Below are 13,149 nucleotides of genomic sequence, written 5' to 3'. Positions count from 1 at the left end.
AATGTGGATTATCTCACTCGCCGCGCGGGAGACGCAGCCGGCCTCCCGTGCGGGCTTCAGCCGCCGTTCATCAGCTGGATCAGGTAAGGCTTCCACACCTCGGGGTGCGCGAGCGTCTGATGTCCGTACGATTGCGCCGTCTCCGGCATCTCCACATAGCGCCCCTGCGGCACCTTGCCGATCAGCCGCTGCATCACGTTCAGATCCGTGGCGTTGATCAGATCGTCGGCGAAATTGACGGCGAACAGGCGGCCGCGAATCGCGCCGAGATCCGGCTCGGGGTTGTAATCCCACGACGACTCGAACCAGTACAGCACGTCGTTGGGATCGGTCTTCGCCGCATCCGCGACGATCGATTCCGTCATGCGCGTCGCCGTCGCACGGTCGGGCGCCTGTTCCTGCATGCGTGCCGCGTTGCCCGTAATCAGCGTGAAGACGGGCATCACGCGCGTCCATTGCGTCGGCGGCGTGGTGTAGCTGCCGTCCTGCCAGCCCGGATCGCTGCGGATCGCGCCGACGATCATCTGCCGCCACAGCCAGTTGCGGCCCGCCATCGCAATCGGCTGGCTGGCGATCGGCATCAGCGCGTCGGCCATGCCCGGATAACGCTCGCCCCACATCCACGTCTGCATGCCGCCCATCGACGTGCCGAGCACGAGCTTCAGATGCCGCACCTTCAGCCCTTCGACCAGCAGCCTGTGATTCGCTTCGACGACGTCGCCATAGCCGTAGTGCGGAAACTTCGTGCGCAAGCCGTCGCTCGGTTTGGACGAGCCGCCGCGCCCGAGGCCGTCGGGAATCACGATGAAGTAGCGCTGGGTGTCGAGCGGCTCGCCGGCGGCGAACAGTTCCTTGCGCATCAGCGGCGTGAGAAACGCCTTGCCCGTGCCCGTCGTGCCATGCAGCAACAGCACGGCGTTCGTGATCTCGCCGTGCGCGTCGCGCTGCGGCGTGCCGAGCGTCACGTAATGGATGCGCAGGTCGGGAAAGATCGTGCCGTCGGAAAAATGGAAGTCATGCGCGATGAAGTCGGCGGCATGTTCGGTGGGATCGGTAGAAGCGTCGGCGGCGTGGGCAGCAGGCAAGGTCTGCGCGAATGCGAAAGCCGTCAGTAATGCAAGGCGAGTGAGAATCGAACGAAACACTGTTGGTCTCCGTCAACGTGTACGCGATGGCCTGCGATCGTACACGATGACGGAAACCGACGTGCGGGCGTGCCGCGCAAACCTCAGAGCGCGTCGTAGCGCGCCTTGATTCTCTCGAACATCGTCCAGAACGACGCGGGCGCAGTGCCGTTCAGACGCTCGCGCAGCACGTCGAGATGACTGTGCCAGCCCGGACCGACATCGAGTTGCTCGTCGCGGCCGGACAGGTTGCGATGCGTGAGCACGAGCTTCACCTGATCGCCCGCCTCCGACAACTCGAAGGTCACTTCCGACAGATTGTCCTGAATGCTGCCCCATGTGAACGCGAGCACATGCGGAGGCTCGAAGCGCAACAGCCGATGCAGCGAATCATGTCCGCCCGCGTACTGCCGATACGGCTCGGGCGGAATCTCAGGCGACGCCGACAACAGCGAGTGATCGAAACGCATCATGAAGTCGCCGCCGGGCTGCGTCGGCATCGCGCCCGATGCGAGCCACTGGGTGCGTTTGTCGGACTCGGTCAGATACGCCCACACGCGCTCGATCGGGCCAGGCAGCAGACGTTCGAAGCGCACGACCTGTGTGCCGTCGAAAACGCCGAGTGGTTCGTTCTGGTTCATCGTGACCCTCCATCGGGATTGCTCAGCAGGTCTTCGAGCGCGTCGAGCCGGCTGCTCCAGAAGTGTTCGTAGAAACGCAGCCACGCGTCGGCGGCAGCGAGGGGAGCCGGGTCGATCCGGCAAATATGCGAGCGCCCTTGCACCCGGCGCTGGATCAGCCCCGCGCCTTCGAGCACCTTGACGTGCTTCGACGCCGCCGCGAACGACATCGCGAACGGCGCAGCCAGTTCGCCGATGCTGCGTTCGCCGGTGGCGAGCTGCGCAAGCATCGCGCGCCGGGTGGGATCGGACAGCGCGCGAAACACGCCGTCGAGAGCGGACTCGTTCATCGGCCCGAGTATAGGCAGGGTTTCGACGTTATTCAACCATTCAGTTGAATATTATTTGTCTCGCATCAACGTGCGAATCGCCGCGCCGAGTTCGGCAACGAGCCGGTCGGCCTTCTCGGGGCGTACGCCCGCGTAGCCGAGCATGAAACCGTTGTAGCGTTCGGCGTCCTCGCCTTGATGGCAGTACGTGCTCAACGGCGAAACCGACATGCCTTGCTCGCGCAACGCGGCGCTTACATCACGATCCTGCAGCGGCGCATCGAGCCGCATCGTCAGATGCATGCCGCTGCCATCCGATGAAACCGTCACGAGATCGTGCATGTGCGTATAAATCGCGCTCACCATCGCTTCGCGCCGCTGCTGGTAGATGCGGCGCATACGTCGCAAATGGCGCGCGTACTTGCCGCTTTCGATGAAATCCGCGAGCGCGACCTGATCCGCGATACGCCCTTGCCGCGACATTTCGCCAATCACGCCGCCGATCTCCGGCGCGAGGCTGGCCGGCACGATCATGAAACCGATGCGCAGCGCCGGAAACATCGTCTTGCTGAAGGTGCCGAGATAGACGACGGGCGCCGCATCGCGCAGGCCCTGAACCGATGGCAGCGGCGGACCGCTGTGGCGCAGTTCGCTGTCGTAGTCGTCCTCGATGATCCACGCGCCGCGCTCGACGATATTGTCGATGATCGACCAGCGCCGCTCCAGGCTCAGCACGCTGCCAAGCGGATATTGATGCGACGGCGTGATGTAGACGAGGCGCGGCGGCGTCCGCTGCCAGTGTGCTTCCGTGGGCGCGAGTCCGGCGGCGTCGACGGGAATCGGCACGATGTTCAGGCCCGCCGCCTGGAACGCGATCCTCGCGCCCTGATAGCCTGGGTTTTCGAGCCATGCGGTATCGCCGGGATCGGCGAGCATGCGCGCGCACAGGTCGAGGCTCGTATGCGTGCCCGATGTGATGAACACCTGATCGGCCGAGCAGCGCACGCCGCGCGACACGCGCACATACTCGGCCACCGCGCGCCGCAGCGACGGATGACCCGCGTGATAGCCGTAGCCGAGGTCGCGAGCATCGACGGCTCGCCATGCGCGCTCCATCGACGCTCGCCATTGCGCAACGGGAAATTCATCGAGCGCGGGCACGCCCGCCTGAAACGGCGAACGCATGCCGCGCGCGGCGCGATCGTGCGGCAGACTGGCGACGCGCCGCGACAGACGGCTGACGGGCGCGAGGTTGGCGTCTTCCGCATTCGCCGAAGGCAGCGCGACGCAACTGACGACCGACCCGTGACGGCTCGCCGCGATGAAGCCTTCTTCAGCAAGCCGTTCGTATGCATACAGCACTGAGTTGCGCGCGATGCCGAGTTGCTCGGCGAGCGCACGTGTCGGCACGAGCTGGCTGCCGTGACGAATGTCGCCGTTCAGGATGGCGTGACGCAGGCTTTCGTAAAGCAGCGTTTGCTGCGTGAGCCTGCGGCCCGCCGCCTGGCTCGCGAAGCGCGACATCAACAGCCCGTAGTCCAATTGCGTGGCTCCAGATTTTGTATTCGATGTGGAGCTAACAATGGTGCCACAGAAACCCTATGCTTCGTCCATACCCGTCGATCCAGGAAAGGAGCGCTACTCGTGACGCAAGCTGTGAAGATCCGCCCTGTCGTTCCCGCCGACTACGAAGCATGGCTGCCGTTGTGGGACGGCTATAACCGTTTCTACGGCCGCTTCGACGCAACAGCGCTGCCGCGCGAAATCACGCAACTGACGTGGGCGCGCTTTTTCGACGGACTGGAGCCAATGCACGCGATGGTGGCCGAGCGCGCCGACGGCACGCTGACCGGCCTCGTGCATTACCTGTATCACCGCAGCACGCTGATGGCGGGACCGACGTGCTATCTGCACGATCTGTTCACGCTCGAATCCGAGCGCGGCAAGGGTGTGGGCCGTGCGTTGATCGAAGCCGTCTACGCAGCGGCGAAGGCCGCGCGCGCCGAACGCGTGTACTGGCTCACGCACGAATCGAATCAAACGGCCATGCAGCTTTACGACAAGATCGCGGACCTGTCGGGCTTCGTCGTCTATCGGAAGCCGCTTTAAGCGAGGTCCTTGACGAGCGAGCGGCGCACGTCGTCCACAATCGGCTGCAAGTTGACGGGATAGCCCGGGTGATCGCAGCCGATAAGCAACGCCGCACCGTCTCGCAGGCGCGATTTCATCGAAGGCGTCAGTTCGAAGCGCACGAAATGCACGGCTGAGGTCTTCTCGTTGTTCTCGCGTTCGAGGTCTTCGTCGGAGATCGCGTAGACGGACTCGTCGCCGTCCACCCGCATGAATACGCTGTCCTCGATGCCGATCAGCCGCGAGAGCGCCGCACGCCGTTCGACTTCGTTTTCGTACTCGATCTGCAGCGTCGCCTTGAAGTTGCTGCCGTTGGGCACGAGCGGCAGATACGCTTCGAGTTCGCCCTGAATGCCGTCCTCGTCGAAGATCTTTTCGATGTGCAGCATCTCCTGGATCTGATAGCGGATCGTCAGTTCGTCTTCGAACAGGAAAGTCAGGTGATTGCCCAACCGGACGATGCGGCTTTTCTTGTGCTCGATGATCCGCTCGCGCATCGTCTTGCGCTGCTTCGCATAGTTTTCGAGCGACAACAGGGAGTTCCTCGCGATGCTCATCGTTATCCTCGCAAATTGAAGATCAAAGGCCGTACGCCTTGCGCAGCAGCGTCAACGGATGCGCGAGCGGCGTCTTCGGCAAACTGTTTTCGTCGAAACCCTGTTCGATGTGATGACCGGCAAGCTGGCAATCGGATGAGATGTAGTCGGGCTGCGGCTGCGCCATCGCCTTGAAGACGGGCGTGCCGATCTTCATCGCCATCGCGTGAAATTCCTTCTTCACGCCGAACGTGCCTGCGTGACCCGAGCATCGCTCGACGACCGTCACCTGCGTATCCGGCACGAGCGCGAACGTCTCCGACGTCTTGCGTCCGATGTTCTGCACGCGCGCATGACAGGGCACGTGATACGACACCTTGCCGAGCGGCGTGTTGAAGTCGGTCTTCAGCAGACCATCGCGATGGCGCGCCATGAAGTATTCGAACGGGTCCCAGAACGCTTCGCTGACGGCGCGCACGTCCAGGTCGTCGGGGAACATTAGCGGCAGCTCGTGCTTGTACATCAGCACGCAACTCGGAATCGCGCCGATGATCGCGTAGCCGTCGCGCGCATAGCGCGCGAGCACGGGCATGTTCTTCTCTTTCTTCGCCGCGACACCTTGCAGGTTGCCTTGCTCCAGCAACGGCATGCCGCAGCACGCCTCGCTCGATACCAGTTCGTAGGGAATGTCATTGTGCGCAAGCACGGCCAGCAGGTCGTGACCGATGCCCGGCTCGTTGAAATTCACGTAGCAGGTGGCGTAGATCGCGACCTTGCCGGGCGTACGCTCGCCGTCCTTGGTCTGCACCTGCGGCGACTTCTTCGCGTTGCTGCGAAACTTGCGCGTTGCGAAGTCGGGCAGCCACGCGTCCTTGTCGACGCCGAGCGCCTTTTCCATCAAGCCGCGCGCCGCGTGCGTGTGATTCACCGCGTTGACCGTCTGCGTAACGATGGGAATGCCGGCGAACGTGCCGAGCGCGTCGGTGTTCGACAGGAACTTGTCGCGCAACGGTACGTCTCCCCGCTTAAAGGCGGCAGCCTTCGCGCGCAGCATCAGGTGCGGAAAATCGACGTTCCATTGATGCGGCGGCACGTAGGGACATTTCGTCATGTAGCACAGATCGCACAGATAGCATTGATCGACGACGGCGCCAAACTTCTTCTTGTCGACTTCGTGCGCCTCGCCTGTATCCGTTTCGTCGACGAGGTCGAACAGTGCGGGAAATGCGCCGCATAGCGACACGCATCGGCGGCAGCCGGCGCAGATGTCGAACACGCGCGTCAATTCCTGATCGATCGCATCCGGATCGTAGAACGCGTCCGATTGCCAGTCGAGCGGATGGCGAATGGGCGCTTCGAGACTGCCTTCCTTGTGAGGCATGGCGTGCGTCTCCTTGGACCAGCCGGCGTTGGCACCTTGCTCTGGTCCCATGGCATGGCGGGCGGACTTACTCCCATCCCATGCAATGCTGTGGGGGTTTTTTATGCGCTACTTTCTCGTAAGCGCGTTCGTACTTTTTTCCGCATGCGCTGCGCGAAATCGTGATCGTCTCACTTCGTCTCGCGTTTGTACCGCACTATCGCGTCCGTCTGCATGCCAGGCCCGCACCAAACGGAAGCGACAACACGCGCCAGCCGCGCAGCCGGCGCGTGCAACTCAATCGACCAGCGCGTCCAACGCCTTCGTATAGCGATTCGCATGACTGCGTTCCGCCTTTGCCAGCGTTTCGAACCAGTTCGCGATTTCGTCGAAGCCTTCTTCACGCGCGGCCTTTGCCATGCCGGGGTACATGTCGGTGTATTCATGCGTCTCGCCCGCAATGGCCGCTTGCAGATTCTGACGCGATGAACCGAACGGTAATCCCGTCGCCGGATCGCCCGAGACTTCCAGATATTCGAGGTGGCCATGCGCGTGGCCCGTCTCGCCTTCCGCCGTCGAGCGGAATAGCGCCGCGACGTCGTTCTGTCCCTCGACATCGGCCTTCGCTGCGAAATACAAATAGCGGCGATTGGCCTGTGATTCACCCGCAAATGCGGCCTTCAGATTCTCCTCCGTCTTCGAACCCTTGAGTTGCGCCATCTGAGCCTCCATCCAAAACCTGTATGTGGGAGCGCGCGTTTCTGACGGCAACGACCGGCCAGACGCGCGCACCTGAGCCGTGCCTTAAATCTAGGAGTTCGGTGATGCGTTCCCAATTGGGTTTTTCAATCCGACCGATAGCTGTTTGCCTTGCATAACGGGTGGACAGAAGTAGACTGAGGAAGCGCACCTACTCAACTCTTTCACCGGGGGATTTCTGCATGCGGCTGACCATATTGATCAACGGTTCGGACCCCACCGTCAATCACGATTACGCCGTGCTCTGGCTCGATACCGACGAACATCGCTGGTCGAGAGAAGCACACGATGGGATCGACCTGCCCCCATGGGGCGAACTCCATGACGAGAACGGCGTCACTAAACTCTGCGCGCCGAGCGCAGAAGCGCCGTTATGCACATTGAATGGCCTGCACGTGGACGGACGGCAGCGGGTCAGCTCGGCACAAGGCAGCGCGGCGTGGTCGTCGGACCGCACGCACGCGCCCATGAATGGCTATTGGCGCTTGCAGGCCGTTGACCGCCTGCCCGTCAACGCCGAGCACAGCGTGTTCGGACGCTAAGCCTGCTTCGTATCGATGCCCGCGCCGCTCGTCCCCGGCGGACGCGGGCCTTTCCTCTATCACTCCTTCCTCTCGCCGTCGAGCACGGAGAAATTGCCGTGCGGCAACGCGTCGTGACCGTTTTGCCGATACTTCGATGCGATGTCGCGTAACGGCGTGTAAGCCCTTGCATTGCGCATAGGTCGCGCGGCTATACTTGCGGCCCCTCATTCGCCTTTCTGATCTATGAAGAAGTGGTTAGTCAGCCTGCTTATCGTGGCCGCGAGTCACGCGACTCACGCATGGGCGGCAACGTCATGCACTGATTTCACGCCCAACGCCCAATGGCCCGTGCTGACGAACGCGAAAATGACGCCGAAGTCGCGCATGCTGTGCTACTCGGATTTCGCCGTTCTGCATTCAGGCATCACACATGGTCCGCTGTGGTCCGCCGAGCATTTGACGCGCGATCACATCGAAGCCGCGAAAGACATGGTGCGCACCAACAAGTTCTTCGAGGACGCGCGCCTGCCCGACGGCGAAGGCGCGACGCTCGCCGACTACAAGCGCAGCGGTTTCGATCGCGGCCATATGAGCCCGGCTGGCAACCGATGGAACGCGGAGGCGATGGCACAATCGTTCTCGCTCGCGAACATCGTGCCGCAGAACCGCGAGAACAATCAGCGCATGTGGTCGCGCATCGAAACGGCCGTGCGCAAGCTGTCGATGAAGTACGACGACATCTACGTGGTCACCGGCCCGATGTTCATCGGCGGACAGTTGCAGACCATCGGACCGACGCGCGTGTTCGTGCCGACGCAGCTGTTCAAGGTCGTCTACGTGCCGTCGAAGAAACTCGCGTTCGCGATCGTCGCGGACAACGTCGCCACCGACCACTACGACGTGAAGTCGGTGCATGAACTCGAAGCGATGAGCGGCATCCGCTTTCCGGGCATTCCGGAAGGCCTGAAAGACCAGCGTCCGGGAGGGCTGAAAGGTGTTTAAAGCGTATTCGAACGACGACGACGTGCTCAACATCCAGGGCGACGCGCTGACGGTGTCGAACGGCACCACGCGCGTCGTGGTGAACGGCACGCTCGCGATCACGAAGGACAAGCGCGGTCTGAAAGCGGCGCTGGCGCTGAAAGAAGCGCTCGACGGCATCGTCGCCGCGCTTCAGGCGGAATCGCATCTGCCGGAGCAGGTGAAGGAAGAGCCCGACGCGAAGCCGGGTGTGATCGACAATCCGTTCTAGCGTCCGGCGCGGAGCATCAAGCGTCAGTGCGACACGGCGGGCTCGCGCAGGCTCGCCAGCGCCTGCGCGACCCGCTCGAACACGCTTTCCCAGTCGCCGGGTGACGTTTGCCGGAAAAGCCGCGCAGTCGGATACCACGGCGAATCGTCCCGGTCGCGGAACCAGCGCCAGCACGCGTCATAGCGCGACAGAATCCAGACGGGCGTGTTGAGCGCCCCCGCCAGATGCGCCATCGACGTATCGACCGTAATCACCAGATCCAGGTTTTCGACGATGGCGGCCGTATCGGCGAAATCCTGCACGTCGTCCATCGGATCGAACGGGCGAAACCCGGCGGGCAGGTCTTCAATCTGCGGGCGGGTCGCCGCGCCTTTCTGCAAGCTCACGAACGTCACGCCGGGCACGCGCAGCAGCGGCAAGTACGACATCGCCGTCAGCGAACGGCGCTGGTCGATCGCATTCGAGCTGGGATCGTGCGGGCGAGGATCGCCTGCCCAGACCAGGCCGACCTTGAACCCGCCTTCCGGCAACCTGCTGCGCCAGTGCTGCGCGAGCGCGGCGGGCGCCCGCAGATAGGGCATCGGCGCGGGAATCGTGTCGACGGTCGTGCCGAACAGCATCGGCAGGCTCAGCACGAAGCACCAGGTGTCGTGCGCGGGAATCGTCGTCTCGCCATCGAGCGAATACACCGTGTCCACGCCTTCGAGGCTATCGAACAGCCGCCGCAACGGCGGCGGACAAGCGACGCTCACCTTCCCCGCGCCACGCGCCTTCAGCATCGACACATACCGGCAGAATTGCAGGCCATCGCCGAAGCCCTGCTCGGGCCACACGAGCAGCGATTTACCGTGCAGCGGCTCGCCGCGCCATTGCGGATACGGCACGGGCGGCGGAAACACGCTGCGCGTGCCGACCGCTTCGTGATAGCGCGACTCGTAGAGCGCCCAGCCTTGCACGTAATCGCCGACGCACAGCAGCGGCAACGCGAGGTTCGCTTTCGCGCCGACGTAGTCGGGCCGCAGCGCCAGCGCCTGGCGGTATGCGGCAATGGCTTCCGCGATGCGGCCTTGCTGCCACAGCACGTTGCCGAGATTGTTGTGCGCTTCGGGCACATCGGCATTGAGGGCCAGCGCCTGGCGGCACGCCTGCTCCGCTTCCGGCACACGGTTGAGTTCAAGCAGCAGCAAGCCGAGATTGTTGTGCGCGCTGACGTCGCCCGGCTGACGGCTGACGACGTCCCGATACGCGGCCTCCGCCTCCGGCAGGCGCTTGAGCTGCCATAGCAGCACGCCGAGGTTGTTGCGTGCCATCACGTAGTCGGGCGCGATGGCGAGCGCGTGCAGGAATGAGGCTTCGGCTTCCAGCTCGCGCCCGAGATCGCGCAGCACGAGACCGAGATTGTTCATTGCCTTCGTCAGATCGGGTTTGATCGACAGCGCGCGGCGGTACGCGTGCTCGGCCTGCGTCAACTGCTTGCGTCCGTAAAACCAGCCGCCCAGATCGTTGTGCGCTTCGGCCAGATCGAGCGTGTCGTCGACGACGGGCTTTGGGTTCTTTGCGTCTGCTTCGTCATACAGGTCGTTCAGGCAAACGGCTGCGAGGTGCATGGCTTCCGCATGGGCGGGATCGCGCTGCAGCATCTCGTCGAGCAGTGCGAGCGCCTCCGCGAGACGCCCCGACGAATACAGCGACACCGACGCCTGATAGCGCTCGCCGGGCGATAGCGCGGGAACTGACGGATTCATTTCAATCCTTTGGAATTCTTAATAGTTCTGGAGATGCGCCGCGCAGCATCGGCCTGGCCTGGCGGGCGAGCGGGAATGAGAAGATGCGCGGCTACAGCGACAAACGGCGGCAAAAAAAGTATAGGCGATGGTACCTTGGCCGGCCGATGACCTATCTCTAAAGTCCGTCGGATTGGTGTCGCACTATGCGCGATCAGGCGCGCTCGGCATCGTCGTTCGTCGATACCGCGAAGGCTCGCAGCTTTTGCGCATCGACGATCTCGATCTCCGCGTAACGCAGCGCGAGCGCGCCTTGCGTTTCAAACTGCCTGAGTATCTGGTTCGTGGTTTGACGCGACAGCGCGAGCATCATCGCGAGGTCTTCCTGCGGCACCTTGAGCACGCGCCGCAGCGCACCCGCGCCGCCGCGGTATCCGCCCGCCATCAGCAACAGACGCCGCGCGACGCGTTGCGCAGCGGGCAGCAGCGCGGCCTCTTCGATCGCATCGAACGCGAGGCGCAGCTTGTGCGTGAGCAGCAGGCCGAACGCATGCCAGAACGCGGGCGTGCGTTCGAGCAGCGCCGTGAGCGCTGCGCGCGGCACATGAAACAGCAGCGTGTCGCGCTCGGCATAGGCATCGTGCGTGCGCGTCTGGCCATCGAACAGCGCGATCTCGCCGAACCAGTTCACCGGCTCGATCACCGCGAGCAGCGCTTCCCTGCCGCTCGCGGTGATCGAGCCAATCCGCATCAATCCGTCGAGCACGCAATAGAAGCCGTCGTCGGCATCGCCGCGATTGAAAAGGCGCTGGCCCGCCGGCAACCCTCGCGTGCGGCCGAGCTCGATTAGTTGCGCGCGCAATGCATCGGGCGCGGCGCGAAACCAGGCGCTGCGGTCGAGCAGATTGAAAAGCTCAGTCGATGTCATCGTTCGAAGCGCGCTTTGGCGGTTGAATTGTCGGCTAGCCGAAAGTGTCGCGGCGCGCCGCCCGCGATTATGATGACTTTCGACAAGGAACGGCATCCATGAGAACGCTCACTGACCAGCTCGCGCAATACGCCGCCTATCATCGCGACCGCCGCAACATCGCGACGCACTTCATCGGCATTCCGATGATCGTGCTCGCGCTCGCCGTGCTGCTGAGCCGGCCCGCGTGGACGGTTGCTGGGCTGCCGTTGGCGGTATCGCCGGCGTGGGTGCTGTTCGGCCTGAGCGTGATCTACTACTTCGTGCTCGATGTGCCGCTCGGTTTGATGATGGCCGTCGTGTCGGTATTGTGCGTAACGTGCGGCGCGTGGCTTGCGCAGCAGCCCACCTTGACGTGGCTTGCATCGGGCATCGGCCTGTTCGTGGTGGGCTGGGTATTCCAGTTCGTGGGACACGTCGCGTACGAGCATCGCAAGCCCGCATTCATCGACGATGTGATCGGCCTGCTGATCGGGCCGCTGTTCGTGCTCGCTGAAGCGCTATTCGCATTCGGCTGGCGGCCCGCGTTGCGCGCGGCAATCGAAGCCAAGGCGGGCCCGACGCGGGTCGAGGCAGCGCATGGGGTCCCGCGTCATCGGTCGTGAGGGAGCGGCCGTCTGCGCTACCCGGTGGCCTCGCAGGCTTTCAACGCGGCGCGAGCAGCCTTGCGCTATGTAAACCAGTCAGCCCCACCGCGATCCAGATCGGCACGTACGTTCCAAGCTGCTGAGCCGTCAAGGACTCGCCGAGCAGCGTCACCGACACGATCACCAGCAACACCGGCTCCACGTAGCCAAGAATGCCGAATAGCGCCATCGGCAGCAAACGGCTCGCTTTCAGATATGTCGCGAGCGCGACCGTGCTCAGCGCGCCGAGTCCCGGCAGCAACAGCAGCCACATGTCGACGCGACCGGACAGCAGCGCGAGCGAGCCGCCGTGGAGCGCCATCGCGAGTGCGAACGGCAGCAGCAGCGACATCTCGAGCGCGAACGCCGTCAGCGAATCGGCGTTGATCTTGCGGCGCAACACAAAATATGGCGGATAACCGATCGCAACAAGCAGCGTCGGCCACGAGAACGCGCGCGTCACCCACAGTTCGTGCAACACGCCGAGCGCCGCGCACCCGACCGCGAGCCACTGCAACGGCTCCAGCCGCTCGTGATAGTAGAAGCGGCCGAGCAGCACCATCGTCAGCGGCAACAGGAAATAGCCGAGCGATACTTCGAGCATCCGGCCATGCAGCGGCGCCCACAGGAACACCCATAGCTGCGCGCCAAGCAACGCCGCGCTGACGGCCAGCAAAAGCGCCGTGCGCGGCTCGCGGATCACGCGCATCGACAGCGCCTTGAGTTGCGGCAGCCGCGAGCGCAAGGCAATCAGCGCGAAAGCGCCCGGCACGGTCCAGATCACCCGCCACGCGAAGATATCGAGCCCCGTCAACGGCGTGAGCAGCTTTGCGTACACGGACATCAGTGCAAAGAGCGTCGATGCGCTCACGGACAACGCGATGCCGCGTCCCGGTTGATAGGCGTTCATCGGCCGGTCCGCTGCGTGAGGTCAGGCGCGACGCCGCGAGATGCGTCGTCCATAGTTAAGTCTTGTTTTAACAGCGCGGCGCAAGCGTTGCCCGATGTGAAGCCCGCTTCGTCGCGCGAAGCGCGCATTCTAGCGGTAGTGCGGGGATCGTCCGTCTTTTTCCGCCACATTGCGTCCGTGCATATTCACGTCCGATGCACTATAAAAACTAGTTTCATATCCACGCCGCACGCCGTCGGCGACTCATCGGCGGAAACACGAGGCTGCCGTTTTAGCCTGCTTCTTGCT

The 13,149-nt window shown here is 63.4% G+C and carries 15 protein-coding genes; 5 read left to right on the top strand and 10 right to left on the bottom strand.

The window, feature by feature from the left end; all coding sequences use genetic code 11:
• Positions 1 to 56: 56 nt before the first annotated feature.
• The 4 genes from C2L64_RS18515 to pdxR all read right to left on the bottom strand — a co-directional run bounded on the left by C2L64_RS18515 (position 57) and on the right by pdxR (position 3,615).
• The gene (locus C2L64_RS18515; RefSeq protein WP_007582970.1) at positions 57 to 1,145 is read right to left on the bottom strand and encodes an alpha/beta fold hydrolase; all 1,089 of its coding nucleotides are present in this window, start codon (positions 1,143 to 1,145) and stop codon (positions 57 to 59) included.
• 83 nt (positions 1,146 to 1,228) lie between these two features.
• Positions 1,229 to 1,765, bottom strand: a complete 537-nt coding sequence (locus C2L64_RS18510; protein WP_007582969.1) for an SRPBCC family protein — start codon at positions 1,763 to 1,765, stop codon at positions 1,229 to 1,231.
• Positions 1,762 to 2,094, bottom strand: coding sequence for an ArsR/SmtB family transcription factor (locus tag C2L64_RS18505; RefSeq protein ID WP_007582967.1), 333 nt, complete (start codon positions 2,092 to 2,094; stop codon positions 1,762 to 1,764). The genes C2L64_RS18510 and C2L64_RS18505 overlap by 4 nt, the downstream gene beginning before the upstream one ends.
• A gap of 51 nt (positions 2,095 to 2,145) precedes the next feature.
• Complete coding sequence (gene pdxR, locus C2L64_RS18500; protein WP_007582965.1) at positions 2,146 to 3,615, bottom strand: MocR-like pyridoxine biosynthesis transcription factor PdxR; 1,470 nt, start codon at positions 3,613 to 3,615, stop codon at positions 2,146 to 2,148.
• 102 nt (positions 3,616 to 3,717) lie between these two features.
• On the opposite strand from pdxR, the gene C2L64_RS18495 reads away from it, so the two are divergent.
• The gene (locus C2L64_RS18495) at positions 3,718 to 4,182 is read left to right on the top strand and encodes a GNAT family N-acetyltransferase (protein ID WP_007582963.1); all 465 of its coding nucleotides are present in this window, start codon (positions 3,718 to 3,720) and stop codon (positions 4,180 to 4,182) included.
• Here the strand turns inward: C2L64_RS18495 and C2L64_RS18490 are convergent.
• The 3 genes from C2L64_RS18490 to C2L64_RS18480 form a co-directional block, all read right to left on the bottom strand.
• Positions 4,179 to 4,760, bottom strand: a complete 582-nt coding sequence (locus tag C2L64_RS18490) for a DUF3501 family protein (RefSeq protein WP_007582961.1) — start codon at positions 4,758 to 4,760, stop codon at positions 4,179 to 4,181. The two genes, C2L64_RS18495 and C2L64_RS18490, sit on opposite strands and share 4 nt — an antisense overlap.
• A 22-nt stretch (positions 4,761 to 4,782) precedes the next feature.
• The gene (locus tag C2L64_RS18485; protein ID WP_007582959.1) at positions 4,783 to 6,120 is read right to left on the bottom strand and encodes a heterodisulfide reductase-related iron-sulfur binding cluster; all 1,338 of its coding nucleotides are present in this window, start codon (positions 6,118 to 6,120) and stop codon (positions 4,783 to 4,785) included.
• A gap of 276 nt (positions 6,121 to 6,396) precedes the next feature.
• Positions 6,397 to 6,819: a rubrerythrin family protein gene (locus C2L64_RS18480; protein WP_007582958.1), complete on the bottom strand. Its 423-nt coding sequence runs from the start codon at positions 6,817 to 6,819 to the stop codon at positions 6,397 to 6,399.
• A gap of 221 nt (positions 6,820 to 7,040) precedes the next feature.
• Between C2L64_RS18480 and C2L64_RS18475 the strand changes: the two genes are divergently transcribed.
• The 3 genes from C2L64_RS18475 to C2L64_RS18465 all read left to right on the top strand — a co-directional run bounded on the left by C2L64_RS18475 (position 7,041) and on the right by C2L64_RS18465 (position 8,634).
• The gene (locus C2L64_RS18475; RefSeq protein WP_007582956.1) at positions 7,041 to 7,400 is read left to right on the top strand and encodes a DUF3564 domain-containing protein; all 360 of its coding nucleotides are present in this window, start codon (positions 7,041 to 7,043) and stop codon (positions 7,398 to 7,400) included.
• A gap of 225 nt (positions 7,401 to 7,625) precedes the next feature.
• Positions 7,626 to 8,384: a DNA/RNA non-specific endonuclease gene (locus tag C2L64_RS18470; protein ID WP_039900676.1), complete on the top strand. Its 759-nt coding sequence runs from the start codon at positions 7,626 to 7,628 to the stop codon at positions 8,382 to 8,384.
• Positions 8,377 to 8,634 carry a hypothetical protein gene (locus tag C2L64_RS18465; protein WP_007582952.1) on the top strand — a complete coding sequence of 86 codons (258 nt, stop codon included), beginning with the start codon at positions 8,377 to 8,379 and terminating at the stop codon, positions 8,632 to 8,634. The genes C2L64_RS18470 and C2L64_RS18465 overlap by 8 nt, the downstream gene beginning before the upstream one ends.
• A gap of 23 nt (positions 8,635 to 8,657) precedes the next feature.
• Here the strand turns inward: C2L64_RS18465 and C2L64_RS18460 are convergent, their stop codons facing one another.
• Entirely contained in the window at positions 8,658 to 10,379 is a 1,722-nt protein-coding gene (locus C2L64_RS18460; protein ID WP_007582950.1) for a tetratricopeptide repeat protein, read from the bottom strand.
• A gap of 193 nt (positions 10,380 to 10,572) precedes the next feature.
• The gene (locus C2L64_RS18455; protein WP_007582949.1) at positions 10,573 to 11,286 is read right to left on the bottom strand and encodes a Crp/Fnr family transcriptional regulator; all 714 of its coding nucleotides are present in this window, start codon (positions 11,284 to 11,286) and stop codon (positions 10,573 to 10,575) included.
• 98 nt (positions 11,287 to 11,384) lie between these two features.
• On the opposite strand from C2L64_RS18455, the gene C2L64_RS18450 reads away from it, so the two are divergent.
• The gene (locus tag C2L64_RS18450) at positions 11,385 to 11,930 is read left to right on the top strand and encodes an Mpo1 family 2-hydroxy fatty acid dioxygenase (protein WP_007582948.1); all 546 of its coding nucleotides are present in this window, start codon (positions 11,385 to 11,387) and stop codon (positions 11,928 to 11,930) included.
• A gap of 40 nt (positions 11,931 to 11,970) precedes the next feature.
• On the opposite strand, the gene rarD is transcribed toward C2L64_RS18450, so the two are convergent.
• Positions 11,971 to 12,861, bottom strand: a complete 891-nt coding sequence (gene rarD / locus C2L64_RS18445; RefSeq protein WP_007582947.1) for an EamA family transporter RarD — start codon at positions 12,859 to 12,861, stop codon at positions 11,971 to 11,973.
• Positions 12,862 to 13,149: the final 288 nt, after the last annotated feature.

Origin of the sequence: Paraburkholderia hospita, assembly GCF_002902965.1 — a bacterium.
Lineage (GTDB): Bacteria > Pseudomonadota > Gammaproteobacteria > Burkholderiales > Burkholderiaceae > Paraburkholderia > Paraburkholderia hospita.
The sequence above is the reverse complement of the archived record's forward strand: the minus strand, read 5'-3'. Positions and strand labels throughout refer to the sequence as shown.

Excerpts from the sequence above, each read along its gene's own strand:
- C2L64_RS18450 (WP_007582948.1), top strand. The coding sequence starts at position 11,385 with ATGAGAACGCTCACTGACCAGCTCGCGCAATACGCCGCCTATCATCGC.
- C2L64_RS18505 (WP_007582967.1), bottom strand. The coding sequence starts at position 2,094 with ATGAACGAGTCCGCTCTCGACGGCGTGTTTCGCGCGCTGTCCGATCCC.
- C2L64_RS18475 (WP_007582956.1), top strand. The coding sequence starts at position 7,041 with ATGCGGCTGACCATATTGATCAACGGTTCGGACCCCACCGTCAATCAC.
- C2L64_RS18485 (WP_007582959.1), bottom strand. The coding sequence starts at position 6,120 with ATGCCTCACAAGGAAGGCAGTCTCGAAGCGCCCATTCGCCATCCGCTC.
- C2L64_RS18460 (WP_007582950.1), bottom strand. The coding sequence starts at position 10,379 with ATGAATCCGTCAGTTCCCGCGCTATCGCCCGGCGAGCGCTATCAGGCG.
- rarD (WP_007582947.1), bottom strand. The coding sequence starts at position 12,861 with ATGAACGCCTATCAACCGGGACGCGGCATCGCGTTGTCCGTGAGCGCA.
- C2L64_RS18490 (WP_007582961.1), bottom strand. The coding sequence starts at position 4,760 with ATGAGCATCGCGAGGAACTCCCTGTTGTCGCTCGAAAACTATGCGAAG.
- C2L64_RS18470 (WP_039900676.1), top strand. The coding sequence starts at position 7,626 with ATGAAGAAGTGGTTAGTCAGCCTGCTTATCGTGGCCGCGAGTCACGCG.
- C2L64_RS18480 (WP_007582958.1), bottom strand. The coding sequence starts at position 6,819 with ATGGCGCAACTCAAGGGTTCGAAGACGGAGGAGAATCTGAAGGCCGCA.
- C2L64_RS18510 (WP_007582969.1), bottom strand. The coding sequence starts at position 1,765 with ATGAACCAGAACGAACCACTCGGCGTTTTCGACGGCACACAGGTCGTG.
- C2L64_RS18455 (WP_007582949.1), bottom strand. The coding sequence starts at position 11,286 with ATGACATCGACTGAGCTTTTCAATCTGCTCGACCGCAGCGCCTGGTTT.